Consider the following 26,143-nt stretch of genomic DNA (forward strand, 5'->3'; position numbering starts at 1 on the left):
ATACCTGATCGCCTCATGGACGCCGGGCGGGTCGTGGTGCCGAGCGCAGTGGTGCGTCGGTGCGCTGTCCCATCCATAGGAGTTGTCCGTGGCATCGAGAACCGAGGTCGCCGAACTCGTCGAAACGACGCGATCGGCAGGTCCGAAACGCCGTATCGGTGTGGTGGCGGCGGTCGCCACTTTGGGCTCACTGCTCTTCGGTTATGACACTGGAGTCATTTCTGGCGCCCTGCCTTTCATGTACCTGCCGCATGGTGCGGGCGGTTTGGCCCTGACGGTGGGCCATGAGGGCGCCATCGGAGGAACACTGACCCTTGGGGCGGCCTTTGGTGGGCTCATCGGCGGCATGATGAGTGATCGGTGGGGGCGCCGTCACAACCTTCTCACCCTCGCGGTGTTGTTCATCATCGGTGCCCTCGGCACGGCGGCCGCTCCCAGCGTGTGGGTGATGTATCCCTTCCGGGTGGTGCTCGGCTTCGCAGTGGGCGCGGCCTCGGCAACGGTGCCGGTCTATCTGTCGGAGACCTCGCCGAAGCGGATGCGTGGTCGTATTGTCGCTCTTGACCAATTCATGATCGTCTTCGGTCAGTTGCTGGCATTCTCCGTCAACGCTGCCATTTCTGCGGCTCACGGTGGCCCGAGCTTGACGGTGACGGCAGATCCATCCGGGCGGCTGGCCCCCGGTACCTACTCCTGGGACGAGTTGCAGGCCATGACGACGTCCCACGGCGGGACGATGAGCGACGATGCCTTCCACACTTTCCTCGTCCAATTATCGGTTTCTGCGGGATCTGGCGGGGCCTGGCGCTGGATGCTCGTGGTGTGCACCCTGCCGGCCGTCGCCCTGTGGATCGGCATGAGGAGAATGCCGGAGTCGGCCCGCTGGCACCTCAGCCACGGTCAGCTTCGCGAGGCCATCGCCTGCCTCAAGCAGGTCCGCGAGGAGGGAGTCGACGAACCCCTCGTCGACGAGATCACCGAGATGGTCGAGCTCAACGGCGAGGGCGGCAGACTCACCCATCGTCAGCAGTGGGCCGCCGTCATGGGATCGAGCTGGACCCGACGTTTGCTGCTGGTGGGCATCTTCCTGGCTGTGGTCAACCAGACCACCGGCGTCAACACCGTCATGTACTACGCGCCGAAGGTGTTGGAGTTCGCCGGTATGAGCGCCCAGGCCTCAATCATCGCCCAGGTGGCCAACGGTGTCATGTCGGTCATCGGTGCTGGTGCTGGACTGTGGCTCATCGAGCAGTTCGATCGGCGTCACCTGCTGATCTTCGACGTCACCGCCGTCGGTGTGTGTCTGCTCGGCATTGCCGCCACCTTCAGATTCGCGATCGCTCCCCACGTGGGCAAAGGTGTGCCGACGTGGGCACCGATCCTCGTGCTCGTTCTCATGGGCTTGTTCATGCTCATCGTGCAGTCCACCAACGGCACGGTGGTGTGGACCATGCTCGGCGAGATGTTCCCGACGCGGATGCGTGGAGCCATGAACGGGGCTGCGGTCTTCTGTGGCTGGTTGGCAAATGCAACGATTACCTGGACCTTCCCGGCCATGTTGGCGGGGTTGGGGGGCGCCGGAACCTACCTCACCTACGGCGTCGCCAACCTCGTCATCGCAGTTGTCCTGGCCAAGGTGATGCCGGAGACGAGGGGACGCTCGTTGGAAGAGATCGAGGTCGAGATGAAGCGGCGTTACGCCTGAGGACAAGGGCGGCCCCGATAGGATTCGAACCTACGACACATGGTTTAGGAAACCACTGCTCTATCCCCTGAGCTACGGGGCCCTGCCCGCGAAGGGCCATCCCAGCCTAGTCCGGTGTCGTGAGCAAGGCCAAGCCCAGCCTCTCATGCGTACGCATGGTGGCGTCAGACCGTGCTGGTGGATCTTCCTCGATAAAATGGCAACGTCTGCCAACCATCAAGGGAGCAAGGATGAGCGAAGAAGGACTTGAGGCCGCACGCCAGAAGATGAGCAAGGCAGGTGTCGACCCCGTTGCCATCGATGTCTTCACCTCTTACTACCACCAGCTCGAGACTGGTGACACCGGACTCATCCGCGAGGACACCATCTCCCCGCTGACCGATCCGCCGATGCTCGACGACGTCGAGGTCAGCGATGAGCAGGGCGCCGAGGCCCTCGACAAGACCGTCATCATCAAGCTCAACGGTGGCTTGGGAACCTCGATGGGTCTGGACCGCGCGAAGTCCCTGCTCGAGGTGCGCGACGGTAAGTCCTTCCTCGACATCATCGCCACCCAGGTGTTGTCGGCTCGCAGGCAATTTGGTGCCCGTCTGCCGTTGGTGTTCATGAACTCCTTCAACACCCGTGAGGACACCCTCAAGGCCCTCGAGAAGTACCCGGACCTGGCCGTCGAGGGATTGGATCTGGACTTCCTGCAGAACCAGGAGCCCAAGCTCGACGCCGAGACCCTCGCCCCGGTCGAGTGGGACAAGGACCCCTCCTTGGAGTGGTGCCCGCCGGGCCATGGTGACCTCTACACCGCGCTGCTGGGATCCGGTGTGCTCGACAAGCTGTTGGAGGCTGGGTTCACCTACGCGTCGGTGTCCAACGGGGACAACCTCGGAGCGGTCCCCGACGCTCGCCTGGCTGGGTGGTTCGCTGCGTCGGGAGCTCCCTACGCCGCCGAGTTGTGCCGTCGCACCATCAACGACAAGAAGGGTGGCCATCTGGCCATCCGCAAGTCTGACGGCCAGCTCATCCTGCGCGACACCGCCCAGACTGCTGCCGAGGAGATGGAGTACTTCACCGACGAGAACCGTCACCCCTACTTCCACACCAACAACCTGTGGTTCGACCTGGAGGCCCTCAAGAAGGTTCTTGACGAACGCCACGGGGTGATGGGGTTGCAGCTCATCCGCAACGAGAAGACCGTCGACCCGAAGGATTCCTCCTCGACCCCGGTCATTCAGATCGAGTCGGCCATGGGTGGTGCCATTGAGGTCTTCGAGGGTGCCACCTGCATCTGCGTGGACCGTTCCCGGTTCCTGCCGGTCAAGACGACCAATGAACTCTTGCTGCTGCGTTCTGACGTCTACGACCTCGACGAGTCCGCTCACCTGGTCAAGATGACCGACGACACCTGCGCCGTCGATCTTGACAAGAAGTTCTACAAGAAGGTCGGCGATTTCACGGACCGTATTCCCGAACCGCCCTCCCTGCGCAAGGCCACCTCGTTGACGGTCAAGGGAGACTGGACCTTCGGGGCTGGGGTTGTCGTCGAGTCGGATGCCACTCTCAGCACGCAGAAGCCGCAGACGATCCCCGACGGCACCGTGCTCACCGGCGAGATCACCGGCCAGAAGTGACACCTGATCAGCAATGTTGGGAGGCGGTGGCCGCAGTCCTCACCGGACAGCGGTTGACCGCCCCCGACGAGCCCGGTTGGCAGCCCACCGACGTGGTGGAGTGGCTGGCAGGGCAGGGCTGGCCTGCCTCACGGTTGGTGCAGCGGCGTGCCGCCTGTCAACAGGAGGGGCGCTCGTGGCCTGACCCGCTCCCTGACGATCTGTCCACCGGGCTGGAGTTCGCTCGCTACGCAGCGGTGCTCGCCCAGGTCCGTCGGATCGCTGGGCTGGACGGATTGAGCGCGACGGTGCATCGCGGTGCGGTGGTCATTGGGCCAGACGAGGCTCGTCTGTTGGCCGAACGACCACCACACAGCGTGTTGCACTGAGTCAGCTCACTGAACCGGACGGGAACGCAGCTCGTCGCGGATCTCGATGAGCAGCTCGTCGGTGGTCGGGGCAGCCACCGACTCCTCCTCCGGGTGCTTGAGCTTCTTGGAAGCGAGCTCCACGGGCTTGATGAGTCCGAAGTAGATGACGAAGGCCATCACGACGAAAGCGATAAGGTCGGTGAGGAAGGCGCCGACGTGAACCCCGCCCGGGACCCAGCCGGAGAAGTTCGGGGTGCCGCCGATCTTGCCGAGCAGGTCCATGATGACGGTGGTGAACGACTTGATGACGGTGGCGAACGCGCCGCCAAGAATGAAGGCCACGGCGAGCTCAATGAGGTTGCCGCGCATCAGGAAGTCCTTGAATCCCTTCACGGGAGTCCTTTCGGGTTGGTTGGGGCCCGAAGACACCGGACCCGTCGCACACCGTAATCGGACATCTCAGGTAGGGCTAACACGATCACCGTGTTTCGCCAGATGCGAACTCACTCCACGACCAGTCCCAAGGGTTGTCCTTGGCCAGCGACGGCGATTGCTGCGGCATCGGCTGACCCGGTGGACACCACGACCAGTTCTGTTGATGGGGAGCCTTGCACGAGTCCGCCACCGCTGGTGGGCAGGCTTCGGATGATGGCGCCACGGGTGAGAAGGTGCGGCGTCCCGTCCTCGCCGGGGGAGACGACGGATACGCGCTGACCTACGTGCAACATGGCGACCATGGATGAGTCGGCAAGATGGATCCCCACCAAAGCCTTCCCGGCTCCGACGCTGGACCCCGACAACACGGATGAGGTCGTCAAGATCGTCCCCTCAGGGATGCGAGCCGACGCCTGGCGCCCTTCCACTTGAGTAAGAGTCGCGGTCTCATGGGGGAGGACGGCAGGGTCCATGCGGACGATGCGTAGGTCAGAACGCCCAATGGTGTGTCCGCCCTCGATGGGATGGGCAGCAACAATGACCTCGCGGCCAGAGGAGGTTGTTGCTATTCCAGGGGAGGCCACGAGCAGCACCGCCAGAGCGGCGAGAAGGGCTGCCAATCCGCGTCTATGGCGGGCGACGAGAACATGCAGACGCCGTCGCGCATTGCTCGTGTTCTTACGGGTCGATGGTGGCCGTCGAGGGCCCTGGGGATTCGCCGATGTCAGTCTCACACCCACAGTTATCGTCGGGGAAGACGAAATCTTTCAGTTATCCACAGGGTAATTCTTTGTCCACAGGCCGTTCTCGTCCTGGCTGGTCCGCTCAGGATGCGCTGTCAGAGGTTTTCGTCGTCGAGGGTGAGGACGAGGAGGACCCGGACAGCGCCGGCTCGGACGTCGTCGAGGAGGAATCAGAGGAGGACGAACTCTCGGCGGTCGCCGCCTTGGAAGCCCCCTTCGTGTGGTTGTCGGTGGAGTAGAAGCCCGACCCCTTGAAGACCACTCCCACCGCACTGAAGACTTTACGCAACGTGCCCTCACAGGTGGGGCAGATGGTCAGTGCGGGGTCGCTGAACTTCTGGACGACCTCGAGGTCACGGCCGCAGTCGTTGCATCGGTATTGGTAGGTGGGCATGATCTCCTCGTTCCGGCCCGATCGGTGTCAGGCGCCTGTCGAATGATAGGCGCGCTGCCGGGTACCAGGAAATTCCGTGCCGGTTCACTGGCCCAGGAGGTGCAATCCGGTGGGGGTCAGGGCAGCGGTGACCGGCTCGTCCCATGGATCGTGGGGAACCTCGTCGACGATCTCATCATCATTGACCACAGCCCACACCGGAACCCCAGGGGTTCGCTGGGTGAGGACGCGGTCGTACCAGCCGCCTCCCACGCCGACCCGGTAACCCGCCCGGTCGACCAGCAAGGCCGAACACAGCACGACCTCGGCCTCGGTGATGGCTGAGGCAGGCAGCGCCGGGGCGATCGGCTCGGGGATCTGCCACAGACCAGGACGCACGTTCTTGCTGTCGTACCACGCCCACGCCGGTTCGTGCAGGCCGTGGCCATGGCCGTCGGTCAGTACTGGGGCAAGGACGCGCTTGCCCATCATGACGAGAGTGTCTGCCAGCGTCACGGTGTCCGGTTCGTCCCCGCGAGACAGGTAGAGGGCGACCTTGTGGGCCCACAGCAGCCGGCTCATGGCGTGCTCGGTGCGTCGGTCGTCCCTGCTCATTCGGGTGCGATGGTCCACGGCTGCCCGGCGGGCCTGGCAGCGGCGTCGAAGCTCCTCCTTGCCGAGTCGAGGATCAGAGACGTCCTCACTGGCGGAGCCATGGTGCGTCGTCACTCCCTCATGCTACGCCTTGGCCGAGTCGCTGGCGGGCAGACAGCGCCATGACCTCTAGGGTGATCTCATGGCCTTGTTCCACAGGAAGAAGCAGATTGACGCCCCGGAGCCCGAGGAGGAACCGCTCCGTCTGCCGGGAGCGCCCGAGACGGACATGTCCGGGCGTCGCTCCATCGGCGATCATCGCGACTACCTGTGCAGCCTGGTGCAAGCGGTGTCCCCGGTCGCCATGGAGTTGCCGCGAGCGGTGGGGCTGGCGGTGTGCGAGGACATCCACGCACCCCATGATGTCCCGGTGGTGACGACTGCCGCCATTGATGGTTATGCCCTCGATTCTGCGTCGACCAAGTTGGCAGGTCGTCCTGGTGCCGTGGAGATCCAGGTCGATCGTCGTCCTCCCACTCCCGTGACTCCGGGTACTGCTGTGCGCGTCATGGCCGGTTCGTTGTTGCCCGAGGGCACCGACTGTGTGCTGCCTCTGGACCTGCTCGACGTCGACGGTGAGATCGTGTTGTTCTCCCCTGTCAAGAGGTGGGTTGGGGCTCGCCTGGCGGGTTCGGACTACGGAGCCGGTGAGGTTCTCGTGCGCAATGGGACGATCCTGCATCCGGGGATCATCTCGATGTTGGCCTTGGCTGGCATCGACGAGGTGTTCGTCCGGCCGCGTCCCAAGGTCGTCATCGTCGCTCTGCGAGCTGATGAGAGCCAGCGTGAGGAGGTCGAGAAACGAGCCCGGGCCAATGGTGCCCAGGAGGTTGGCTCTCTTGGAGCAACCGCGGCAGCCATCGAATCGGCCACCCGAGCCCTCGACGTCGACGTCACCGTCATCTCCACCACCACCTCGAACGAGGCTGAGGTGACGCGGCTGCTGTCCAATGCCGGACGCGGGGCTGATCTGGTCCTGGCCACCAGCGATCGTATGGTTGCCGGTCAGCAGGATGCCGTCTCGTCGGTACTGCCGCACATGGGAGGTAGTGACTTCGCCAGGGTGGCGATGGAGCCGGGAGCCAATCAGGGATTCGCTCTCCTCGACCCAAGCCTGGTGCCCCTGGTCGTCCTGCCGGCAGGTCCTGGGCCGGCCCTCATCTCGTTCATGGCGTTCGTGCAACCTTTGCTGCGCAAGCTGTCAGGACTGCCGCCAACTGACGAGCTCAAGGCCGAGACGGATCGGCCGATCGCCCGCCACCCGGACTCCACCACCTTCGTTCCGGTGCGCCTGGCTCGAGTCGGGGGCCGCCCGGTGCTGTCTCGGGCCGGGATGGGGGACGTCACGCACGCCGTTGACCTGTCGATGGCCGATGCCATTGCCGTGATTGGAGCAGGCGACGAGCCCGTCCCCACTGGTATGCCGCTGGTGTGCTGGCGGTTGAGGTGAGGCCATGACCTCATCTCGTCTGCCCTGGGGAGTGACGATGCCACGTCACCACCATTGGCCGGTGACCCTGCAGGCCGGCGGGGTGGTGTTGCGCCCGCTACGGCGAGCCGACGAGGTGAGGTGGACCACGACACGCCGCCGCGACTGGGATTGGCTTGGCCCGTGGGAGGCGACGAGACCACCGGGATCCCCGGAGCATGTCGGTGGGTATCTCTCGATGATTTCCAGGAATCGCAAGCGTGCCAAGGAAGGCAGCAGCTTGCCGTGGGCGATCAGTTGGGACGACGCATGGCCTGAACGTAGGGCGATCAACCGTGCCACGACCCCGCTCATTGGCCAGCTGACGGTGTCGTCAATTTCCCTGGGATCGGCCATGTCATGCTCGATGGGTTACTGGGTGGCTTCTTCCCATGCCGGCAAAGGGGTTGCGCCGACGGCGGTGGCCTTGGCCTGCGACTACGTCTTCCAGGTGATGGGGCTGCATCGAGTCGAAATTTGCGTGCGTCCCGAAAATGCCAAGAGCCTGCGCGTGGTAGACAAACTCGGTATGGCTGAGGAGGGGATGAGGCCGGCCTACCTGCACATTGACGGTCAATGGCGAGACCACCGAGTATTTCGTCTGCTGGCCGATGACCACCCCGATGGTGTCCTGCGTCACTACCTTGCCAACCACGTCCTGCCGGGGTCGCCGATAGGGGCGGACGAGGACTGAACCACATCGTTGTGATTCGTTTTCCGACACTCCGCGTGTGCTCCACGGGACACGCCCAAGATGGCCCGTAGCGTGTCGATCGTGCAAGCCGTCCAAGCTGTCCTCATCGCCATCGTCCTTGTCGGGTGGATCGCCTACCTCGTCCCCTTGGTCGTCAATCGTCGACGCAACCAAGAGGTCACTGATGAGGGGCACGAAGACTTCCCGGACACCATGAACGTGGTGTCGCGAGGGTCCTGCACAGTTGTTCCTGACCAGACCGACGACAGCCCCGAGGTGGAGCTGTCCACCCCCTACACCAGGTCCTACGCTCGGCGCGAGCTGAGGCGGTCCTGGGCGTCGGCTGCCAAGCGTCGGATGACGACGATGCTGGTGCTGTTGAGCTTGACGGTGCTGTGCATGGTGCTTGCCATCCTCGACGTCACTCCGTGGTGGCTGGTGGCGGTCTTTGCCCTTCTGCTGGTCGGATTCTTCGTCCTTGCGCGGTGGTCTGTGGTGCGCATGGCGAAGCGTTTCGATCGTCGTTACGCCCTCATTGACAAGGGGTGGGACGAGGACACCATCGTGCTGGAGGCGAAGACCGAACCCTTTCGCATCGACGATGAGCCCACCTCCTGGACCATCGACCTCGACCGGCCGGTGACCACCCCAGAGGGCTCCCTGTGGGATGACGTCGTCGTCACCGCCCCCACCTATGTCTCGACGCCGTTGAGCGCCCGGACGGTTCGCACCATTGACCTGTCGGCCCCCGGACCAGTTCCCGGTCAGGTCGACACCCCCGTCGTCGCCGAGAAGCCGGTCGAGGCATCCGATGGGGAGCAGACCGTCGGGCAGTCTCATGAAGGGCCGTCTGGGATCGCTCGGGCTGCGTCGGCCTGAGCACAGTTCCGACCATGCGCCAGATGAGGTGACACAATGACATCTGTGCTGTCCGGGCTGACGCTGTGCGCGGTGCTTGCCGCAGTGGTTCTCCTCGTCTCGGGCGTCGGCAAGGCTCAGTCTGATCACGGGGTGGGGGAGGCCCTTGACGCACTTGGCCTTCCCGGTTCGCAGCTTCCGTCGGGGGTGCTGTCCGTGTTGCCGTGGGCAGAGATCGTCCTCGCTGCCCTGCTGCTGGTCGTCGGTGGGGTGTTTGGCATCGTCGTCGCATCCTGTACCGTCGCGCTGTTCTGCTTCTACCTCGTCGTCATCATTCGGGCGGTCGTGACGATCCCGGATCCGGTGGACTGCCATTGTTTCGGTGATCTTGCCCCCGGCGACATCGGGGCTCGAACCATCGTTCGCAACATTTTGCTCGTCGCTGTGTCAGTGTTGGCCCTCATCGCGGCCATTGACGACCGGCGCCCTGTCGTCGAGAGGATCATCAAGGCCTCAGCCGGTGACCTGTGGTGGTGGCTTGCCGCCGTGCTGACGGTCGCTGTCGTGGCAACGGTGCTCTACCGGCCAGTCGACGAGGATGCCGCAGGGAACGACGCCGAGGAGATCGCCGACTATGAGTCCGTGCCGATCCCGCTGGCATCGGCCACGGATGCCGAGGGACGCACTACGACCCTGCGGGGGCTGGTGTCGCAGCGTCCGGCTCTGCTGCTCTTCGTGTCTCCCGGTTGCGTCCCGTGCGAGACAGTGCTGACGAAGGCTCCGGGATGGATGCGTTTGTTGCCCGAGGTTGATGTGCGATGTCTGGTGAGGAGCGAGGCTTCTCGCCAGGCTCTGCCGGAGTCGCTGCGTCCGCTGTCCCTGGTCGACGAGGAGGGGTCTACGGCCTTGGTCTTCGAGGTTCGCGGATACCCGACGGCGTGGCTGCTGGGCGTGGATGGCCGGGTTGCCGGTGGACCACAACGGGGTCCGGCGAACATCGAGACGATGGTTCAGGACATGCGTGTAGCCCTTGACGATGTTGCCAGCGAGCTGGCCGAATCGGGAGCCGACGAGGTCCTGGTCGACTGAGCCACGCCGATGACGCGGATCGCCCAGATGTGGTAGCGTAACCATGCTGTTGGGGCATTGGCGCAGTTGGTAGCGCGTCTCGTTCGCAATGAGAAGGTCAGGGGTTCGAATCCCCTATGCTCCACCTCACGCACAAGGCTCGAACCCTTGCCATTCTCGATGGTTTCGGGCCGGGCCTTGTTGCTGTCTTCGGCTCAGGTGAGCTTGCCCAAGCGCAGCGCCGTCTGGACGTAATCGATCAGATCGTACTGTTGTTGACCGCGCGGGTTGATGACTGGTCGGATCTCCACGCCCTTCGACGAGGTTTGTGGCGGGCGACGGCCTACACGCACACCGTCAGCCGGATCACGGAGAAGGTAACCGGTGAACCCGCCGAATGGGCGAGCAGACCGCTGGAGGCGATCTATCCGGTGGTCTTCGTCGACGTGATCGTGGTGATGGTCTCTGACGGGGCAAGTCTGTGGCGTCCCGTTCCATGCCGTGAAGAGCGTCGCGGTGAACCGGGGCCGCGCCATCTTCGCCATCTGGGCTGGCGACGGCACAGAGGGTGCTCGATTCGGTGCACTGTGACTGTCAGCACGGTTCAGGGAGTGCCAACCGCTGGCCCTGCCATCGTTTGCGCAGCCACCGGTCGTGTGATGCAACGACGACAGTGCCAGGGTATTGGACGAGTTCATCTTCGAGCGCGGTGACGAGGCTGAGCGAAAAGTGGTTGGTCGGCTCATCCAGCAGCAGGATCTCTGGCGGGTCAGCCAGCACTACCGCGAGGGCAAGCCGACGTTGTTGGCCGACGCTGAGTTCCTGCACACGTCGGTTGTGGTCTCGACTAGCGATCAGCCCGAAGGTGCCCAGCGGCACCCGTGCCGCACGTTCCGCACCGACCAAATCCGTGTAAGCGTCGAGCACGGTGCGAGTGGGGCCGCGATCATAGGGGTCAGGTAGAGCGGTTTCTTGCGCAAGTAGCCGTACGCGGTCCACCGGGGTGCGCGTGACCTGCCCACTGGTTGGTTTCAGCGTGCCGGTGAGCAGGCCGAGCAAGGTCGATTTCCCTGACCCGTTCGGGCCGGTGATGAGCCACTTCTCGCCTCGGCTGATGCTGAGCGACGTGGGCGGGAGCCGATCTTTCAGAGCCGCGTTGACGGTGGTGAGCACGGGTTCGAGGGCGCCGATGGCACGTGGGTCGCCGGCAACCGTGAGCCCCTGGAACTCAAGTTTCCGTGGCGGCTTCCGGATCTGGCGGTCTTCGAGATCTGTCAGGCGTGCGCGAGCGTCGTTGACGCGGCGAGAGATGACCTGCGCGTTGCGGTCAGCGTAGAACTTCTGTGCCCTGCGTACCTCGGTACGCGGGCGCCAATCCGAGTGTCCCGCCGTCTGCTGGTCCTTCACCGCTGTACGAAGCCGGGAAAGCTCGGCTTGTTCATCGCGATACTGCCGTTCCCACCTCTGCCGTGCTTGAGCTCGTGCGGTCAGGTAGTCGCTGTAGCTGCCTGTGAAGCGGGTGAGGCCGATCCCGGTTCCCGTGCCGTCCTCAACCAGAGGTCCCGCGACCGCGTGCGGGAGTGGCGAGGGGTCGAGGTCAAGCAGCGACGTGACCGTGTCATCGAGGAAAGCCCGATCATGACTGGCAATTAGTATCGGCCCTCGCCACGTCGTGAGCACGCTAACGAGATATGCGGTCGCGGCATCATCAAGATGGTTGGTCGGCTCGTCCAGTAGCAGCACATCCGGTGCACTCAGCAGTAGCCACGCCAGAGCGAGCCGAGCTCGCTGCCCACCGGAGAGCGTCCCTATCGACCGGTCGCGGTCGATGTCCCCGAGCCCGAGTCCAGTCAACATCGCTGAGATCCTCGCCTCGATCTCCCACGCCTGAAGACGCTCGGCCGTTTCCAGTGCACGTGCATAGGCATCGGCGGTGACCGGATCGTCGGGGCTGTCTGCAAGAGCGATACCGAGTCTGCTGACCTCTTCGGCTGCGCGTCGCGACGGGGCGACCGCAGTCTCCATGGCATTCTCGATGTTCTCAGTTGCGGAGAACGGGGACTCCTGATGAAGCAGCCCAATTACTGGCGCATCGGCATCAGGCGCATTCACAGTGACCGTTCCCGATGTCGGCTTCAAGACTCCGGCGATCGTCCTGAGCAAGGTGGACTTCCCCGACCCGTTTTCCCCGATCAGCCCTACCCGGGCACCAGCAGGTACGACGAACGACAAATCCGTGAGTACCCGCCGATCAGGGTAGGAGAACGAAAGACCATCCACTCGCAGATGCGAGCCCGTGGCAGTGAACGACGATGAAGCAAGTACGTGAGGCATGAGCGAAATCCCGGAGACGTGACGAAACCTGCCGGGCAGACGGCCTCGGACGCAGGTCAGGGAAACGCTCAAATGGTCACGGATTGAGCTTAGCAGAGCTTTGTTACCGGATCAACAAGCCGACGGGGGATGCTGAGTGGCGTGCGGAGCATCCGACGCCTACTCCTGTGCCCGGCGGTTCGTAAAGTTGCTGGTCATCGCGGCACGGATCGAGGAGCAGACCTTCTCCTCAGAATCGCCTCCCCGTGACGACGACGTTGCCGCTTCGGCCGACGGTGACCACTGCCTCGACCCCAGCGGCTTCGAGCTTGGTCCGCAACTCGACCATCGGAACTCGGTTGGACTTGCCGACGTTGATGCCGCGTGGCATCGCGAGTCAGCGCCTCATCAAGGCGCGCGGGTTCACCGACGCCGACGACATCGCGTCGGTCAGGCAAATCCTGACTGCCTCGTCACCGAAGCGCACAGCTGCAGGACGTCATTGCGCCGTGTGACGCATTATCGATTTCGTTCGTGACGGATTGTAGAGTTGAAGCATGACGGATTATCGATCTCGGGTGGTTGACGAGGAGCTTGCCCAGCGGATGGCGGCCATGGGGGCTGTCCTCGTCGACGGTCCCAAGGCGGTAGGGAAGACGCGCACCGCGGAGGAAGTTGCACGGACCGTGTTCCGCATGGATGTCGATCGAGCGGCACGCACAGCGCTGGAGGTCGCTCCCGAGCAGTTGTTCGCCTCCCCAACGCCGATCCTGTTCGACGAGTGGCAGGAAACTCCGGACCTGTGGAACCTCGTGCGGCGCGCCGTCGATGACCATGATGGGAAGGGCCTCTACATCCTCACGGGCTCGGCACGGCCACGCGATGACGCGCGTGTCCATTCTGGTGCGGGACGGATCGCACGGTTGCGCATTCGTCCGATGACCTTGTTCGAAACCGGGCACTCCACGGGCGAGGTCAGCCTGCGGCGGCTACTGGATGGCGACGACCCTGCCGGCACAAGCTCCGGTCTGACCGTCGATGCGCTACTGGAGCGCATCATCATCGGGGGTTGGCCCGACTTGCTCGACGCCAGCGAGCGCGAGGCATCCCTGTGGCTGCGCGACTATCTGCGCACCCTCGCCGAGGTGGATGTTCCCGGCCTCGGTCCCCGACGGAATCCTGGCAACATCGAACGGCTTCTCACCGCTCTGGGACGTGCGGCGGCGACGCCGCTCAATCTCACCTCCCTGGCCAAGGACGTGGGCGGGGCACGCGGACGCATCGCGTCCGAGACCCTCACGAACTACCTAGATGCCCTCGACCGCCTCATGCTGATCGAACCGATCCCAGCTTGGCGTCCTCACCTGCGCTCGCGGACTCGGCTGCGCGCAGCCGCCGTCCACCACTTTGTCGACCCATCGTTGGGGACAGCCGCCTTGGGTATCGGAAGCAATGATCTACGGCGAGATCTCAACGCGGCCGGGCTTCACTTCGAGTCGCTCGTGATGCGCGACCTACGCGTCTACGGACAGCGCTTGGGCGCCACACTCGCGTCGTGGCGCGACTCCCAAACCGGCCTGGAAGTGGACGCAGTGCTTGAACTGCCGGACGGCCGGTGGGCGGGTATTGAGGTTAAGCTGGGAGAGGCGGCAGCGGACGCAGCTGCGGATTCGCTGCTCCGGATGTCCGACAAAATCGACCATGAACGCCACGGCAAGCCAGCCGCACTCATCGTGCTGACGGGCGGTCGCTTCAGCTACCGGCGCCCGGATGGGGTCTGCGTCGTCCCGATCACGGCGCTCGGACCGTGACGGCCCGACCGGCACGGGGCGGGTTCCATCAGCTCGCAGCGTGAGCCTGGCCTACGCGCCGCCAAGGTGAGGTCGGGCCACTATAACGGCCATCAGCAACCCATCTCAATCATCCGCCGACAACCGCCAGCCCGGGCACGCTCGGACCAAGCGAACCGTTCGGTTCCCCGCCACCACAAGGGGATCCGCGAGTTCCCGAGACGATCGCCGGAGGCCGGCAGATGCCCGGATCTTCCAAAGGGTCTCAGGTTCAAATCCTGCCAACCCAACGACATGATGCTGCGCTCTTCGAGAGGCCTCATTCACACGTCTGTTGTGCCCGCAGCCCGACGGGGAGCGGGGAGGACGAGGCCGTGTTCCCGACAGAGGCGAGAGAGTCGCTCGTGTCCCAAGACCAACCTCCCTGGTCGGTACAGGTGCAGTGACCGGACAGGTTGGTTGAGGGGGAGCGATCCGGGCGTGTGAGTGCGAGGTGTAGTCATAGGTCCACGCTGTGTGATCGGCGCTGTGACAGCCAGAACCCTTGATTGCCTACCACTGGCGAGGCTAGGACCGACCGCTCGAGTCAGACCTCGCGAACCGCCTTGTGACTGGCCATCGTTTGATAGAGCACTACCGACCCCAAGAGCTTCACAGGTGAACCGAATCGTCTTTTCGGCTGGCGAATGCTGTCATTGCCGAGCTCGACGGTACGGAGTGTTAGGGTGACCGCATGGCCAGCACTCCTTCTGAGGCGGAGGAAGACGAGCCATTTGAGCGCGCCGCTTCCGCTGATCGACTCATTGCTTTCACCGACGCGGTCGTGGCAATTGCTATGACACTGCTGGTGCTACCGCTGATGGAATCCGTGGCGGCGGTGACGGATAAGGGCGCCGAGCCGCATATCGGCGACTGGCTCGTTGAACATCATTCGGGCATCTTGAACTTTGTGGTGTCATTTGTAATTGTCGCGTTCTACTGGTTTATGCATCACCGTGTCGTCGAGCAAGTGCGCAGTTTCAGCAACCGAATGTCGTTCGCGAACTTCGTCTGGCTCTTTAGCATCGTGCTGCTCCCAGTGACGACTGCCATGTCGGTCGCCTTCGTCACCGATGGTGTGCAGGCGAGCGTGTACATCGGCGCGCTCGTGCTCCTCATTGGCTCATTGCTGTGGTTGCAAGTCGAAATCGTTAGGCACCCTGAGAGCGGGGCATCCTGGAAGACGATGCGGAGGAGTATCGCCACCGCCATCGCTTCGCTCATTCTTGTGCTCGTCGCCTGGCCCATCATTGCCTTCACGCCGCTCAAATACTTCGGCATGATGGTCTTGCTTTTTGTGCCGCTACTTACCAGCGTCATCGCGCGGTTTATGCCCGCAGGGGACACAGCGTCGTAGCGCGCCGACGGCATTCCGAAAATGCTAGGCAGATTTCGGACTCACAACACTTCCTGCGGCAGTTTGAGCCTGAAATCTGACTGATTCTGTTGGGTGAGTAGCAGGATGTACCTCCAAAGCCTTGCGGCGGTAGCGGAACAAACCTCTCAGCTACTTGAGGTCAAAAGCAGCCTCGATTGAGGCTTGCTTCGTGGGCATAGCAGGTCGACCGCGGTAATAGCCGCAAAGTATCGCTCCGTCGAGCTGAGTTGGAGCAACGTTTCCCGGGACTGCTTGATTTGCTCGCAGCCGAGGATGACGCCACGCCCGGGCGCCCTGGCTAACCGACGCCCCCTCGATTAGCCCGGCATTGCACCGTCACCGGCTGAGGTCTGCGTAGTAGCAGGGCGGCCAGGGAATCTCGCGCTGTGCGTTCCTAACAGGCGACGTCACGATGACGGTTCGCGAGATAGGGCCGCACCGGAGCACGGCTTACGTGTAAATCGTGTTGGCTGGTTGGGCTGAGTTGTGCGTGACGTTGAGCACCACCTTGTTGCCTGGTCTGGCTGCTCGGGAGGAGGCGAAGGCGCTCGGTGCTTGGGTGAATGGCACGACCTGGGGTTGGGATGCGTGCAGGCTGATGCGCTGATGACTCTCGCTGAGCTCGGGCCGGTGCCGCTGAAAGAACTTGCGGGTTGCTTGGTCGCCGAGTCGGGGCATCCGAGTCGCCTTGTGTCGCGGCTTGTTGATCTTGGTTACGTCACCCGGTCTGCCTCAGCAGATGACGGCCGCGCGGTCATCTTGACGCTCACCGAGAAGGGGGCATCCCTCGCCGCGGCGGCAGCGGAGGTGCGCGCACCACTGCTTGCGGCGATAGCTGAGGGTTACGGTGACCGGCTTGCCGAGGCGACGACGTTGCTGCGTGAACTCCGCGGGGAGTTGGAAGGCGACTCACCTTAGGGTAAGCCGTAGCCGACAAACACGCAGCGTGCTTGAAGGCCAGCGCGAGTCTCAATGAGTGAACTAATCGGAGGTCATCTCGCTGATACTGATTCAGTGTCCAGAGGCTGCGCAGGATATGGCTCGACCCTGGAGGTGGTCCTAGATATCTAGTGAAACTTGAACCAGTTTGTGCCTACGGCTACGAAGATAGCGAGGATAAAAATAAACACTATAGTGATTATGATCGCATCCTTACTCTTGCGCATCTGCAAGTAAGGAATGTTTTCCGGATCGTATTCCTGTGCGGCCAGTGAGTATCTAGAAAACTCATTGAGTTCCGGCACGATGTGATCTTTGATGAACCCAAGGGTTTCCCATACTTTGGGCGAGTTCATGTCGACGAACCCAAGTTTTGAGCACACTAGCCAATCGTCGCGGAACTCGAGGTCGAAGTCCCGCGGAAGTTGGCAGAATAGTTCAACGAGGTATGGTGACAAAACAATGGGTGATGCGGAATCTGGTGTCACTGGTAGAAACAATTTGAACCGACGGTCAAAGTTGGGGTTCACCGAAACCCTTTGCCCGCGAGCGATGGCTCGTGAGAGTGGTATATGGCCAAAATCATTGCCCTTCGCATCAAAGAACATATGAGGCATGGCACGCGTGAGCTTGAACGCCGCAAATCCCGTATCATACGTGGATTCCGAGCTGTCTCCGTCGCTACTGTTCCTCACAACCACGCGACGGTAGAGACCTGCGAGGAAGTCCTCACTCGGGGAAGAGAACTGCTCCAACACCCTGCCATAGTCGGCTTCTCGCTCAAAGGCGAGAGCGTCGATCTCTGGCGCGCCGGCGACGTAGTAGTTGTATTCAAGCCCGTTCGTCTCTGCGAATGCTGCTCCAATGAGCCATGCGTTTCGGCGGCTGAGCCACCGCCAGGCTCGTAGCAGCATGGTGAAAAGCACGAAAACCCATCCGACAAAGACGATGGGCGGGACGAGGGCTATCGTTATGCTGAAGAGTGCTCCCAGTGGGTGTTCCAGGCCAAATGACCAGAACTGCTTGAGTGACGCCAGTGGATGTGTCGTTATCCCACTTAAGAAGAATTCTGAGAATTTGACAGTAAGAAAGGTGAAGATGGCGGCGAAAAAATGAAAAACAAGACGTACGCCGCAATGAGCCAGGGTGGGGTATCCGGTCGGGTGAATTCGCCTGACTTTCGGCGTTCCTTGAGTCGAACCCGTTGTTCTGGTGTAGGCCCATGCTGGAGCGCCTCGGTGTTGAACATGGCGACATTCTATTGGCTAGGGAGTCATCGACCAGGGTGTATCCTGTTCGATGACTCACCAAGCGGTTGCGCTCTTCGTTGTCCCGCAAGTGCCTTCCTCAACTCGCGGCTGACGTGTCTGACTAGTCGTGAAATCCCCACGAATCAATCACCGGGACGCCTGAGCGCGAGAAGTCTCGAGTATTCCTAGTAACGAGAACGAGTCCGTGGACCAACGCGGTCGCCGCTATCAGTGCGTCCATCTCTGGCATCGGACCCGGGACATGGAGGGTGGCGGCTACCTTGGCGACCCGTTCGTCCACGGGAAGGATCGAGGCTCGGAAGGCGGTTGCAACGTCAATCTCGAGCCATCTTCGCAGTTGTGCGCCGGCGCGAGGATCACGACGTTCCTTCAAAGAGATTCCCCGTTCGAGTTCGAGGATGGAGATAGCGCTGATCGCCACGTCTGCTCGCGCCTGATTGGCGAACCACTCATTCAATGGATTGTTCGCACGCTTTCTCAGGTCACTCAGGACGTTGGTGTCCAGCAGATACCTCATAGTTCAAGCTCGCGCGGAGGTTCGATGCGACGTTCTGGGACTTCGAACTCAACAGACAGGTCTTGGTTGCGCCACAGGATGTCTCCCATGCGTTCTTGGGTGCCAGCAAGACGTTCAAACTCCTCAATGGTCATGAGGACATGAGATGGGCGTCCGTGCTCGGTGATGGTGACTGGTCCCTGTCGAGCTGCGCGCTTTGCCGCAGTGACGTCCCTGTTGAACTCACGGCTGGTCACTGTCTTGCCCATGTCACAAGGTTACTACAGTAGGTACCTCCTGAGGCCTCTGGTTAGTACGTTTAGATGCGACGGGCCAAAACATGTACCGAACACCCGCGCTGGCCCCTCGGTACAACGTTTGCACCACAAAGTTATGGACAGCCCCCGTTTCAACCATGCGGGTATAACTTTTTGGCGCAAAAGTTATGGCGGTGGCCTAGACCGCTCCCATGGGTACAACTTTCGGGCCGGATCCGGTGGTCGTCGAGATTCGTTCCGCGCTGAAGAGCCTCGACCGCGGCCATCGCCCCAAGGAAAGCAAGCAGGTCAATTTCAAGGAGAACCCCAGTCGAAGGGGCAGCAACGGCGCGACAGTACGCCCGGCACCGAGGCCGCATCAGCACCACCGAGCTGGCTGCCATCGTTGGCGCAGTGAACTCGAACGTCGGGTCGGTGCTGAAAGAACTCATGGCCGACGGGTACCTCAAGCCTTCGTCGGAATCGATGGGAGGCCGTGGATTCCACTATTTACCCGCCGACGAGTAGGCCCGGTTCGACATCCTGGCGGTCACCATGCTCTTCAAAGAGGTGTGGCGCCAGCCCGCCCAATTCGCTAAGGCAAGGCTTGCCTAATAAGGTATCCCTTACCTGTTAAAGAACGGGTGGGTGCATGCCGCACCCAAGGGTCTAACCGTTAAGGAAAGAAGTGTCCCATAACTCCAGATGGGGGACTCGAACGAAGGTGGTGGCAGCGAGCCTTGGCTTCTCGCTGTTACCACTGTCGGCCGTGGTCCTCAGTCATTCAACTCAGCCCCCAGCTCATCCTGGGCAGGCCGTGGCCAGCACGAAACAGGCCGCAGCCGGCACAAGGATCGCGCAAAGCCTGGACGCAAAGAACCTCAACGCGACCGGGACGATGACGACCAACGAGCAAGCGCGCGTCCTCGTGCAGTACAAGCCGAGCGACCGTGACCTCGTCCACAAACAACTCAAGGCCATCCCCGGGCTCAAGATCGCCTACGAGATGAAGCACGCGCTCTCCGGTGTGTCCTTCGACATCCCTCGGTCTTCGTTCCCGCTGGTCAAACAGATCAAGCAGGTGACCAAGGCCGAGATCATGCCCGAGATGACGCCGCAGATCTTCAATGCCAAGAAGATGACCGACGTCCTCAAGGCGCAGTCCAAGAACCATCTCGGTGGCGAGGGCATGGTTGTCGCGGTGGTCGACTCCGGCGTCGACATCCACCACAAGGACATGCGCCTCGACGACGGCGTCAAACCCAAGATCACCAAGATCAGCCCCGGGTTCACCAAGAAGGTGCCCCACGGTTACAACTTCCAGGATCACAACAACTACGTCTACGAGAACCGCGCCCCGTTCATGCACGGCATGCATATCGCGGGCATCATCGCGGCCAACGGCACCGAGGAGGAAGTGAACGCGGGCAAGGCCATTGACGGCATCGCGCCCAACGCTCAAATCCTGGCCTACAAGGTATTTTCCAACGCCGACAATGACCCCGCCACCCGCCTGGACGCCGCCCTCATGGCGATTGAGGACGCCGTCGATCACGGTGCGGACGTTATCAGCTTGTCCATCGGTACCCGCGGCATGGCCACCCCGAACGACACCTTCTACTCCGCGCTGAAGTACGCGACCGATCGTGGCGTGGTCGTCACCGGTTCGATGGGTAACTACTCGACGTCGAACACCAAGTCGACCTACGACGACAGCGCCAACGCCGAGTTCCCGCTGGTCGACACCGCGACCCCGGTCACGACGGCGGCGAACTCCCGCGTCATCGGCGTGGGCTCTGTGGACAACACCGCGATCCAGTACCGCCACGTCCACGTCAGCAAGGCCGATGGCTCGGGCGAGCTCCGCTCCCGGTACGCCTGGATGAGCAAGAAGACCACCCCCAATGGCACGTTCGACATCATCGACGACGGCCACGGTAGCCCGGAGGAAACCAAGGCCCTGGGCGACAAGGTGAAGGGCAAGGTCGTCGTTTTCCGACGCGGCCTGGGCAACGTCAAGCAGAAGGCCGAAGCCATCCGCGACGCCGGAGCTGCGGGCATGATCATGCTCAACCGCGACGTCGGTCACAACCGCGACCAGTGGCATTGGCAGATTCCGACCGAGTTCGAGCATCTTTACCTCGAAGGCAACACCTGGGCGATCGGCACTGACGGTGATTCCGGCCTCAAGATCGAAGAGATGATGAAGGCTGGCGTCACGCAGCTCAAGCTCAACTACGAGCCTGGCCAAAGCTACGACCAAGTTCAGAAGGACGCCTACATGTCCGGGTTCTCGTCGTGGGGACCGCACATGAGCCTGGAGCTCAAGCCCGACGTCATTGCCCCGGGTGGTGACATCTACTCCCTGGCCAACGACAACAAGTACGCGCTCATGTCGGGCACCTCGATGTCGTCGCCACACGTCGCGGCCATCTCCGCGCTGATGCTGCAGCGTTACAAGGCCCAGGGCATCAAGCCGCCGAAGGGCAAGCTCATGGCCGACGTCGTCAAGCAGCAGCTCATGAACACTGCCCGGCCGGTGATGGAACGTGAACCCGTCGGCACCAAGGAGCTCAACGCATCCCCGCGTCAGCAGGGCGCAGGTCTGGTCTCCCTGGACAAGGCGTTGCAGAGCAAGGTGAACCTCTCGCACAACGACGTCGGCGCCGTCGCGCTCAAGGAGATCAAGGCCGGCACGCAGAAGTTCACGGTGACGGTGACCAACCACGACGCCACGGCGCGGACGTTCAAGGTGCGCACCTCGCAGGTGGGCACCACCACGACGGTCCCGAAGAAGAAGCTCGAACCGCTCACTTACAAGCAGCGGACCATCAACGAGATTCACGCCGCCAAGCTTGACGGCGCGAGTATCCAGGCCGGCACCAACCAGGTGACGGTACCCGCCGGCACGTCGATGGACGTCGAGTTCACCCTCGACACCGGCAAGGCCGACAAGCAGTTCGCCGAGGGGTTCATCTTCTTCGACTCCACCGACGCCGCTCAGCCGAACCTGTCTATCCCGTTCTTCGGGTATGTGGGTGACTGGGCGAACGACGAAGCCCTGATCGACGCTCCCGCCTGGGACAAGAAGTCCAAGACGGGCCTCACCACCCTCATGCTCTCTGACGCTGAGGCCGCCCACCACGGTAAGACAAAGTTCCGCCTGGCCGGTGTGCCGTCGACCGAAGACCGCTCGCCCACGTCCGACAGTGTTGCCAAGCCGGAAAACATCGCCTTCCGCACCAACGGTAACGACGGCATCGCGCCTCGTATCGGCGTCTTGCGAGATGTCTTCAAGTGGGATCTGTCCGTCGTCAAGGAAAAGGATGACAACGCCATCCCGCTTGTCCAGGTCAACGAGGGCGACCACCTGCAGCGCTACTTCATGAACTTGGAGCCACGCGGTTTCAAGGAAGTGTTCGCGAACCCCGAGTTCGAGAACATGTGGTCGGGCTACATCTACAACCCGAAGACCGCCGACTACGAGCGTTACACCGGCTCTGGCCAGCACTACTTCCGCCTGCGGGTGAAGAACAAGCCCGACGCCAAGTGGCAGGTCACCTATTTGCCGTTCTTCATTGACAACGTTGCTCCGAAGGTCAAGGTGGAGCATCATGCTCACGGCGTTGGCGCTGTCGACCTGACGATCAAGGCGACGGACAACCACGTCATCGACACCGTCACGGCAAAGTTGAATGGGCGTCAGTCGTTGAAGCTGGAGAAACAGTCCGCCGACACGTGGGTCGCGAAGAATGTGCAGATCGAGGACCTCGCCTCCTCCAGCGAGGTGCTCGTGGAGGCCACGGACTACGCGGGCAACATCGGCACCGTTCGCACTTCGATTTACCAGCCTGTGCTCACCGTCGACAATGCCGGTTCCGCGACTCTCGAGCAGCAGTTGCGCGGCACGCTTCGTCACGAGGGCAAGACTGTTCGCGTGACGACGTCGGGCGGTCAGGAGCTCACGCCGCGCTACGAGACCACGGAGGACGGAATCACGTTCACCGTCGATCTCAAGGCCAAGCTGAAGGCCGATCCGGAGGTGCTGAAGATCGAGGTGCTCGACGCCGCGGGCAAGGTCATCTCGACCCAGGAGGTGAAGCTCGAGACTGACACGATCGAGCCCTACATCTACTGGAAGGTCCAATACGGTCCGTCTGGTGAGCTGAAGCGCGAGGGTGATCACGTCACCTTGGCCGGTACCGCCTCAGACGATGCCACCCCGGCCAAGGACTTGAAGTTCTCTGTTCGCTCCGGCTGGAGCCCCAATGGCACCAAGAATCTTCAGGAGTTCACGGTGCCTGACGACGGCGAGTTCAGCTTCGAATTGGAGGCTGAGAAGTATATGGACGGCGTGACGGTTGTGGTTGAGGACCTGGCGGGTAACCAGCTCGTCAAGAGTTTCGCCGTCAAGAGCGAGGCCGAGGTCAACGCCGCGTCGAGTCTGGAGCATGGCATCGGGCACTCGATCAACGATCCGCACATCGGGTCCGTGCCGACCGATGATTCCAGCCCTGTCCGCCCGATTGACGTCATCTTCAGTAATGAGGACGGCGGCTACGAGGTCGTCGGGCGCGAGTCCGGCAACCTGGGCTCCAAGCAGGATTGGAACCTTGAGACCGGGGAGGGGTTCTTCTCGATCTTCGTCGCGGCTGGCCATCAGGCCAAGATCAACGATGGTCCGTTCATGCCGGCCAAACCGTCTGACAAGGACATGACCATCCGGTATCCCGTCAAGCTGACGACCGGCTACAACGGGCTCAACTTGTACGGCATTGACCGAAACAAGAAGCCCGTGATCGACCGTGGTTACCTGATCTTCTTCGATATCGAAGGACCGCAGGTGACCGTGAACGTGGACGCCGTCGGCGAGCCGAAGGACGGGATCTTAGGGACGATCTACTCGAACGGCACCCCGTACACCGTCCGCGGCACGGCCAAGGACAACACCATGCAATGGACTGTCCGCGTCAATGGCAACGTGGCTCGCCGCGTGTTCATCGAAGGTGAGATGAACAACAACGAGCGCGCCTGGCAGTACACGATTCCTGCTCCGGACAAGGGAGACATCCTCCACGTGTCCGCGTTGGACAGCGTCGAGAACAGCTCCAAGGTGTTCAAGTGGCGCTTCGACATCGACAAGGTCAAGCCCGTGATCAAGGCGACGTATCCGACCGATACGAAGTTCGACGGCGCGTTCACGCCGAAGTTCGATGCCAGTGACAACATCAAGGTCGCAGACACGACGATTCTGCTGAACGGTCAGCCATACCAGGCCGGGACTCAGGTCACCGGCGAGGGGGTCAAGACGTTCACCGTGACGGTGCGAGACATCGCCGGGAACGTCACCACGGGTGTGTTCACCTACGAGATCAAGGCGAAGCAGGTTGAGCCGAAGCCCACTCCGTCGCCGGAGCCGACCCCGACGCTGACCCCGACCCCGTCGCCGGAGCCGGCCCCATCGCTGGAACCGACGCCCACCCCGTCCGAGCCGGGTACTTCGTCGGCACCGATCCCGTCGGTCCCCGGCACTCCTTGGGAGCCGACTCCTTCCGAATCGGGTAAGCCGGGTCGGCCGGTTGAGTCCACCCGACCGGTTGAGTCGAGTGAGCCGGGTCGTCCGACCCGGACCATGACGCCGGCTGCCTCTTCGGAGCCGTCTCATGCTCCGAAGCCGTCGAAGTCGATCCGCCTGAAGCTGCCCAACACGGGTGTCTAAAAGGGGATAAACACGCGGTGGCCACCTTCTCGTTTGGAGGGTGGCCACCGCCTGTTAACGGCGTCGCGATTCACCCGGATTCAAGGTGATCGCTCGCCTTCATCACGACCGAAGGGCTGATCTGTAATTCAGGAATCCGAATATAGCCGCCAGTGGGTCGAGCAAGGGTGCCGATGACAGTGCGCCAAGAGTGACTGATTCAGCTTTGCGCGTTGATTCCTTACCCATGTTCCTGCGTCGACATACCTTGATTCCTGAAGGTGTCGCGGTATGTTTGGCTTCAAGGAACGTGAAGCTTCGGTTATATGTACAAGCACGCTTGTGCTGGAAAGGATTCTGATGACCAAGCACATTTCTGTTCTCGTAGGCAGCCTTCGTCGCGGATCGTATGCGCGCAAGATCGCCAACGAAGTTATGAACTACTTCCCTGAGGGATATGAGGCCCAGATCGTCGAGATTCGTGATTTGCCGCTCTATGACTTTGACTATGACGACCCCGAGGTCACCGACAAGCCGGTGCCTGAGGAATATACCCGCTTCCGTGAAACGATCAAGAACTCAGACGGTGTTCTCTTCGTCACCCCGGAGAACAATCGCACGATCCCGGCGTGTCTGAAGAACGCGGTTGACATTGGTTCGAAGCCGAACTCTGACGTCGCCTGGAAGAACTTGCCGGCCGGAATTATCAGCCATTCCGTCGGTCGGATGGGCGGCTACAGTTCGCAGAAGAATCTCCGCCTTGCCCTGTCGTACTTCGACATGCCCATGCCCGGTCAGCCTGAGGTGTTCCTTGGCCAGTCTCCGACTCTGTTTGACGAGTCGGGGAAGATTGGGCCCGAGCGGACCGTGACTTTCCTTCGCGATTACATTGACCGTTTCGTCAAGGTTGTCGAAGCGAAGTAAGTCACGGACCTGATTTAGCTCCGTCCGACTTCACCGTCTGGCAGTCTCACGGCCTTTACCGTCACGAGAGCGGTAACGGCCGTGAGGGCTGTGAAGGTGGCCGGGTGAGCTCCGCTGAGTCCCGTTTTAGTAATACCGACGTGATTGAGTCGGCTCGACCAATGACGGAGAGCCGTGCCCGCGCCGGCTTGGTATTGCTCACACACATCACAACATCAATGAACATGATGCTATGATGCTTCTATGCGAACGACGTTAACGCTTGACCCTGATGTGACCGAGCTCCTTGAGCGCGAGATGGCTGAGCGTCATGTGTCGTTTAAACGCGTCGTCAACGATGCCTTGCGCCGCGGCTTGGGTAGTACCCAGAATGTGGATTTCACTTTCCCCAGCTTTAACTTGGGGGCCGCGCGAGTCGATCTGACGCATGCCGCGAGGTTGGCTGCCGAGCTTGAGGACGATGCCCTCGCTGAGAAGCTTTCCCAGGGTCGCTGATGTTGCTCGTTGACGCCAATGTGCTGGTTTACGCGACTAACACGAGTGCTCAACATCACGAGGCTGCCCGGGCGTGGCTGCTGGAGGAGTTGAACTCCGGAACTGAGGTTGTGGGGATGCCGTGGGTGTCTCTGCTGGGATTCATTCGCGTCTGTACCCATCCGCGTATCCTGGAGAACCCACTGACGGCAGAGCAGGCCATGTCGGTAGTGAATGCATGGTTGTCTCACCCGCGTGTTGTGACGCCTGAACCGTCCGCCCGTCACGGTGCGCTGCTGGCTGGTCTCCTTGTGAAGGCCGGGACGGCTGGCAACCTCACCAATGACGCCCACCTAGCCGCCTTAGCACTCGAATTGAATGCGACCATGGTGACCTTCGACAGGGACTTTGGCCGTTTTGACGTCCGATTTCTGGTGCCGGGAAGCTGATTCTCTGCTGGTTCGCGGACGAAGGGCTGACTGTAAGCTCACTTCTCGGCATGCCCGTGTCGGCGCGGATCCTCTCTTCAGATGTGCTGTCCTCCTGGGTGTTTTTGGTGTAGTCACTGTGAGTAGGATCGGGGTCACCTCG

24 protein-coding genes and 2 tRNA genes are annotated in these 26,143 nt (G+C 61.9%); 16 read left to right on the forward strand and 10 right to left on the reverse strand.

Annotated features, from left to right (window positions below; all coding sequences use genetic code 11):
* Positions 1-88 precede the first annotated feature (88 nt).
* The gene (locus O6R08_RS02135; protein WP_271418539.1) at positions 89-1,705 is read left to right on the forward strand and encodes an MFS transporter; all 1,617 of its coding nucleotides are present in this window, start codon (positions 89-91) and stop codon (positions 1,703-1,705) included.
* A gap of 9 nt (positions 1,706-1,714) precedes the next feature.
* On the opposite strand, the gene O6R08_RS02140 is transcribed toward O6R08_RS02135, so the two are convergent.
* Positions 1,715-1,787: transfer RNA gene (locus O6R08_RS02140), tRNA-Arg, on the reverse strand.
* 148 nt (positions 1,788-1,935) lie between these two features.
* Here O6R08_RS02140 and O6R08_RS02145 point away from each other — a divergent pair.
* Together O6R08_RS02145 and O6R08_RS02150 are read left to right on the forward strand one after the other, a co-directional pair.
* Complete coding sequence (locus O6R08_RS02145) at positions 1,936-3,330, forward strand: UTP--glucose-1-phosphate uridylyltransferase (protein WP_271418540.1); 1,395 nt, start codon at positions 1,936-1,938, stop codon at positions 3,328-3,330.
* Positions 3,327-3,698: a hypothetical protein gene (locus O6R08_RS02150; protein WP_271418541.1), complete on the forward strand. Its 372-nt coding sequence runs from the start codon at positions 3,327-3,329 to the stop codon at positions 3,696-3,698. Before O6R08_RS02145 ends, O6R08_RS02150 begins: the two co-directional genes overlap by 4 nt.
* 6 nt (positions 3,699-3,704) lie before the next feature.
* Here the strand turns inward: O6R08_RS02150 and mscL are convergent, their stop codons facing one another.
* The 4 genes from mscL to O6R08_RS02170 form a co-directional block, all read right to left on the reverse strand.
* Positions 3,705-4,073 (reverse strand): large conductance mechanosensitive channel protein MscL, encoded by a 369-nt coding sequence (gene mscL, locus O6R08_RS02155; RefSeq protein WP_271418542.1) that lies wholly within the window; start codon positions 4,071-4,073, stop codon positions 3,705-3,707.
* Positions 4,074-4,183: 110 nt separating this feature from the next.
* Positions 4,184-4,684, reverse strand: a complete 501-nt coding sequence (locus tag O6R08_RS02160; RefSeq protein WP_271419173.1) for an SAF domain-containing protein — start codon at positions 4,682-4,684, stop codon at positions 4,184-4,186.
* 256 nt (positions 4,685-4,940) lie between these two features.
* Complete coding sequence (locus O6R08_RS02165; RefSeq protein ID WP_271418543.1) at positions 4,941-5,252, reverse strand: FmdB family zinc ribbon protein; 312 nt, start codon at positions 5,250-5,252, stop codon at positions 4,941-4,943.
* Between the two features lie 84 nt (positions 5,253-5,336).
* Positions 5,337-5,846: a 5-formyltetrahydrofolate cyclo-ligase gene (locus O6R08_RS02170; protein WP_271419174.1), complete on the reverse strand. Its 510-nt coding sequence runs from the start codon at positions 5,844-5,846 to the stop codon at positions 5,337-5,339.
* Positions 5,847-6,027: 181 nt separating this feature from the next.
* On the opposite strand from O6R08_RS02170, the gene O6R08_RS02175 reads away from it, so the two are divergent.
* From O6R08_RS02175 to O6R08_RS11375, 6 genes are all read left to right on the forward strand, one after another.
* Positions 6,028-7,335 (forward strand): MoeA family protein, encoded by a 1,308-nt coding sequence (locus O6R08_RS02175; RefSeq protein WP_271418544.1) that lies wholly within the window; start codon positions 6,028-6,030, stop codon positions 7,333-7,335.
* A gap of 67 nt (positions 7,336-7,402) precedes the next feature.
* On the forward strand, positions 7,403-8,047 hold the full coding sequence (locus O6R08_RS02180; RefSeq protein ID WP_271419175.1) for a GNAT family N-acetyltransferase: 645 nt from the start codon (positions 7,403-7,405) through the stop codon (positions 8,045-8,047).
* 81 nt (positions 8,048-8,128) lie between these two features.
* Positions 8,129-8,926, forward strand: a complete 798-nt coding sequence (locus O6R08_RS02185) for a hypothetical protein (RefSeq protein WP_271418545.1) — start codon at positions 8,129-8,131, stop codon at positions 8,924-8,926.
* Between the two features lie 36 nt (positions 8,927-8,962).
* Entirely contained in the window at positions 8,963-9,994 is a 1,032-nt protein-coding gene (locus O6R08_RS02190) for a TlpA family protein disulfide reductase (protein WP_271418546.1), read from the forward strand.
* Positions 9,995-10,045: 51 nt separating this feature from the next.
* Positions 10,046-10,118, forward strand: a tRNA-Ala gene (locus tag O6R08_RS02195).
* Positions 10,111-10,686 (forward strand): transposase, encoded by a 576-nt coding sequence (locus O6R08_RS11375; RefSeq protein ID WP_408640121.1) that lies wholly within the window; start codon positions 10,111-10,113, stop codon positions 10,684-10,686. The genes O6R08_RS02195 and O6R08_RS11375 overlap by 8 nt, the downstream gene beginning before the upstream one ends.
* Here the strand turns inward: O6R08_RS11375 and O6R08_RS02205 are convergent.
* The gene (locus O6R08_RS02205) at positions 10,568-12,307 is read right to left on the reverse strand and encodes an ABC-F family ATP-binding cassette domain-containing protein (protein WP_271418548.1); all 1,740 of its coding nucleotides are present in this window, start codon (positions 12,305-12,307) and stop codon (positions 10,568-10,570) included. The two genes, O6R08_RS11375 and O6R08_RS02205, sit on opposite strands and share 119 nt — an antisense overlap.
* Before the next feature lie 229 nt (positions 12,308-12,536).
* Positions 12,537-12,677, reverse strand: a complete 141-nt coding sequence (locus tag O6R08_RS02210; protein WP_271418549.1) for a DUF1697 domain-containing protein — start codon at positions 12,675-12,677, stop codon at positions 12,537-12,539.
* Positions 12,678-12,843: 166 nt separating this feature from the next.
* Here O6R08_RS02210 and O6R08_RS02215 point away from each other — a divergent pair, with 166 nt between their 5' ends.
* The 3 genes from O6R08_RS02215 (at position 12,844) to O6R08_RS02225 (ending at position 16,411) form a co-directional block, all read left to right on the forward strand.
* Positions 12,844-14,097: an ATP-binding protein gene (locus O6R08_RS02215; protein ID WP_271418550.1), complete on the forward strand. Its 1,254-nt coding sequence runs from the start codon at positions 12,844-12,846 to the stop codon at positions 14,095-14,097.
* 712 nt (positions 14,098-14,809) lie between these two features.
* Positions 14,810-15,472, forward strand: coding sequence for a TMEM175 family protein (locus O6R08_RS02220; RefSeq protein ID WP_271418551.1), 663 nt, complete (start codon positions 14,810-14,812; stop codon positions 15,470-15,472).
* 627 nt (positions 15,473-16,099) lie between these two features.
* Entirely contained in the window at positions 16,100-16,411 is a 312-nt protein-coding gene (locus O6R08_RS02225) for a MarR family winged helix-turn-helix transcriptional regulator (RefSeq protein ID WP_271418552.1), read from the forward strand.
* 149 nt (positions 16,412-16,560) lie between these two features.
* Here the strand turns inward: O6R08_RS02225 and O6R08_RS02230 are convergent, their stop codons facing one another.
* The 3 genes from O6R08_RS02230 to O6R08_RS02235 form a co-directional block, all read right to left on the reverse strand.
* Positions 16,561-17,358, reverse strand: a complete 798-nt coding sequence (locus O6R08_RS02230; RefSeq protein ID WP_271418553.1) for a hypothetical protein — start codon at positions 17,356-17,358, stop codon at positions 16,561-16,563.
* A 445-nt stretch (positions 17,359-17,803) separates the two neighbouring features.
* On the reverse strand, positions 17,804-18,220 hold the full coding sequence (locus O6R08_RS11380) for a type II toxin-antitoxin system VapC family toxin (RefSeq protein WP_408640122.1): 417 nt from the start codon (positions 18,218-18,220) through the stop codon (positions 17,804-17,806).
* Complete coding sequence (locus tag O6R08_RS02235) at positions 18,217-18,468, reverse strand: type II toxin-antitoxin system prevent-host-death family antitoxin (protein WP_271418554.1); 252 nt, start codon at positions 18,466-18,468, stop codon at positions 18,217-18,219. The genes O6R08_RS11380 and O6R08_RS02235 overlap by 4 nt, the downstream gene beginning before the upstream one ends.
* 805 nt (positions 18,469-19,273) lie before the next feature.
* Between O6R08_RS02235 and O6R08_RS02240 the strand changes: the two genes are divergently transcribed.
* The 4 genes from O6R08_RS02240 (at position 19,274) to O6R08_RS02255 (ending at position 26,001) form a co-directional block, all read left to right on the forward strand.
* On the forward strand, positions 19,274-24,175 hold the full coding sequence (locus tag O6R08_RS02240; protein ID WP_271418555.1) for a S8 family serine peptidase: 4,902 nt from the start codon (positions 19,274-19,276) through the stop codon (positions 24,173-24,175).
* 339 nt (positions 24,176-24,514) lie between these two features.
* A complete protein-coding gene (locus O6R08_RS02245) occupies positions 24,515-25,078 on the forward strand; it encodes an NADPH-dependent FMN reductase (RefSeq protein WP_271418556.1) in 564 nt (187 codons plus the stop codon).
* A 243-nt stretch (positions 25,079-25,321) separates the two neighbouring features.
* Entirely contained in the window at positions 25,322-25,573 is a 252-nt protein-coding gene (locus O6R08_RS02250) for a hypothetical protein (RefSeq protein WP_271418557.1), read from the forward strand.
* A complete protein-coding gene (locus O6R08_RS02255; RefSeq protein WP_271418558.1) occupies positions 25,573-26,001 on the forward strand; it encodes a TA system VapC family ribonuclease toxin in 429 nt (142 codons plus the stop codon). Before O6R08_RS02250 ends, O6R08_RS02255 begins: the two co-directional genes overlap by 1 nt.
* The last annotated feature ends 142 nt before the right edge of the window (positions 26,002-26,143 follow it).

The sequence above is a fragment of the Cutibacterium equinum genome (assembly GCF_028021195.1).
GTDB classification, from domain to species: domain Bacteria; phylum Actinomycetota; class Actinomycetes; order Propionibacteriales; family Propionibacteriaceae; genus Cutibacterium; species Cutibacterium equinum.

Excerpts from the sequence above, each read along its gene's own strand:
- O6R08_RS02145 (WP_271418540.1), top strand. The coding sequence starts at position 1,936 with ATGAGCGAAGAAGGACTTGAGGCCGCACGCCAGAAGATGAGCAAGGCA.
- O6R08_RS02165 (WP_271418543.1), bottom strand. The coding sequence starts at position 5,252 with ATGCCCACCTACCAATACCGATGCAACGACTGCGGCCGTGACCTCGAG.
- O6R08_RS02170 (WP_271419174.1), bottom strand. The coding sequence starts at position 5,846 with ATGAGCAGGGACGACCGACGCACCGAGCACGCCATGAGCCGGCTGCTG.
- O6R08_RS02175 (WP_271418544.1), top strand. The coding sequence starts at position 6,028 with ATGGCCTTGTTCCACAGGAAGAAGCAGATTGACGCCCCGGAGCCCGAG.
- O6R08_RS02190 (WP_271418546.1), top strand. The coding sequence starts at position 8,963 with ATGACATCTGTGCTGTCCGGGCTGACGCTGTGCGCGGTGCTTGCCGCA.
- O6R08_RS11375 (WP_408640121.1), top strand. The coding sequence starts at position 10,111 with ATGCTCCACCTCACGCACAAGGCTCGAACCCTTGCCATTCTCGATGGT.
- O6R08_RS02205 (WP_271418548.1), bottom strand. The coding sequence starts at position 12,307 with ATGCCTCACGTACTTGCTTCATCGTCGTTCACTGCCACGGGCTCGCAT.
- O6R08_RS02210 (WP_271418549.1), bottom strand. The coding sequence starts at position 12,677 with ATGCCACGCGGCATCAACGTCGGCAAGTCCAACCGAGTTCCGATGGTC.
- O6R08_RS02215 (WP_271418550.1), top strand. The coding sequence starts at position 12,844 with ATGACGGATTATCGATCTCGGGTGGTTGACGAGGAGCTTGCCCAGCGG.
- O6R08_RS02220 (WP_271418551.1), top strand. The coding sequence starts at position 14,810 with ATGGCCAGCACTCCTTCTGAGGCGGAGGAAGACGAGCCATTTGAGCGC.
- O6R08_RS02225 (WP_271418552.1), top strand. The coding sequence starts at position 16,100 with ATGACTCTCGCTGAGCTCGGGCCGGTGCCGCTGAAAGAACTTGCGGGT.
- O6R08_RS11380 (WP_408640122.1), bottom strand. The coding sequence starts at position 18,220 with ATGAGGTATCTGCTGGACACCAACGTCCTGAGTGACCTGAGAAAGCGT.
- O6R08_RS02235 (WP_271418554.1), bottom strand. The coding sequence starts at position 18,468 with ATGGGCAAGACAGTGACCAGCCGTGAGTTCAACAGGGACGTCACTGCG.
- O6R08_RS02245 (WP_271418556.1), top strand. The coding sequence starts at position 24,515 with ATGACCAAGCACATTTCTGTTCTCGTAGGCAGCCTTCGTCGCGGATCG.
- O6R08_RS02250 (WP_271418557.1), top strand. The coding sequence starts at position 25,322 with ATGCGAACGACGTTAACGCTTGACCCTGATGTGACCGAGCTCCTTGAG.
- O6R08_RS02255 (WP_271418558.1), top strand. The coding sequence starts at position 25,573 with ATGTTGCTCGTTGACGCCAATGTGCTGGTTTACGCGACTAACACGAGT.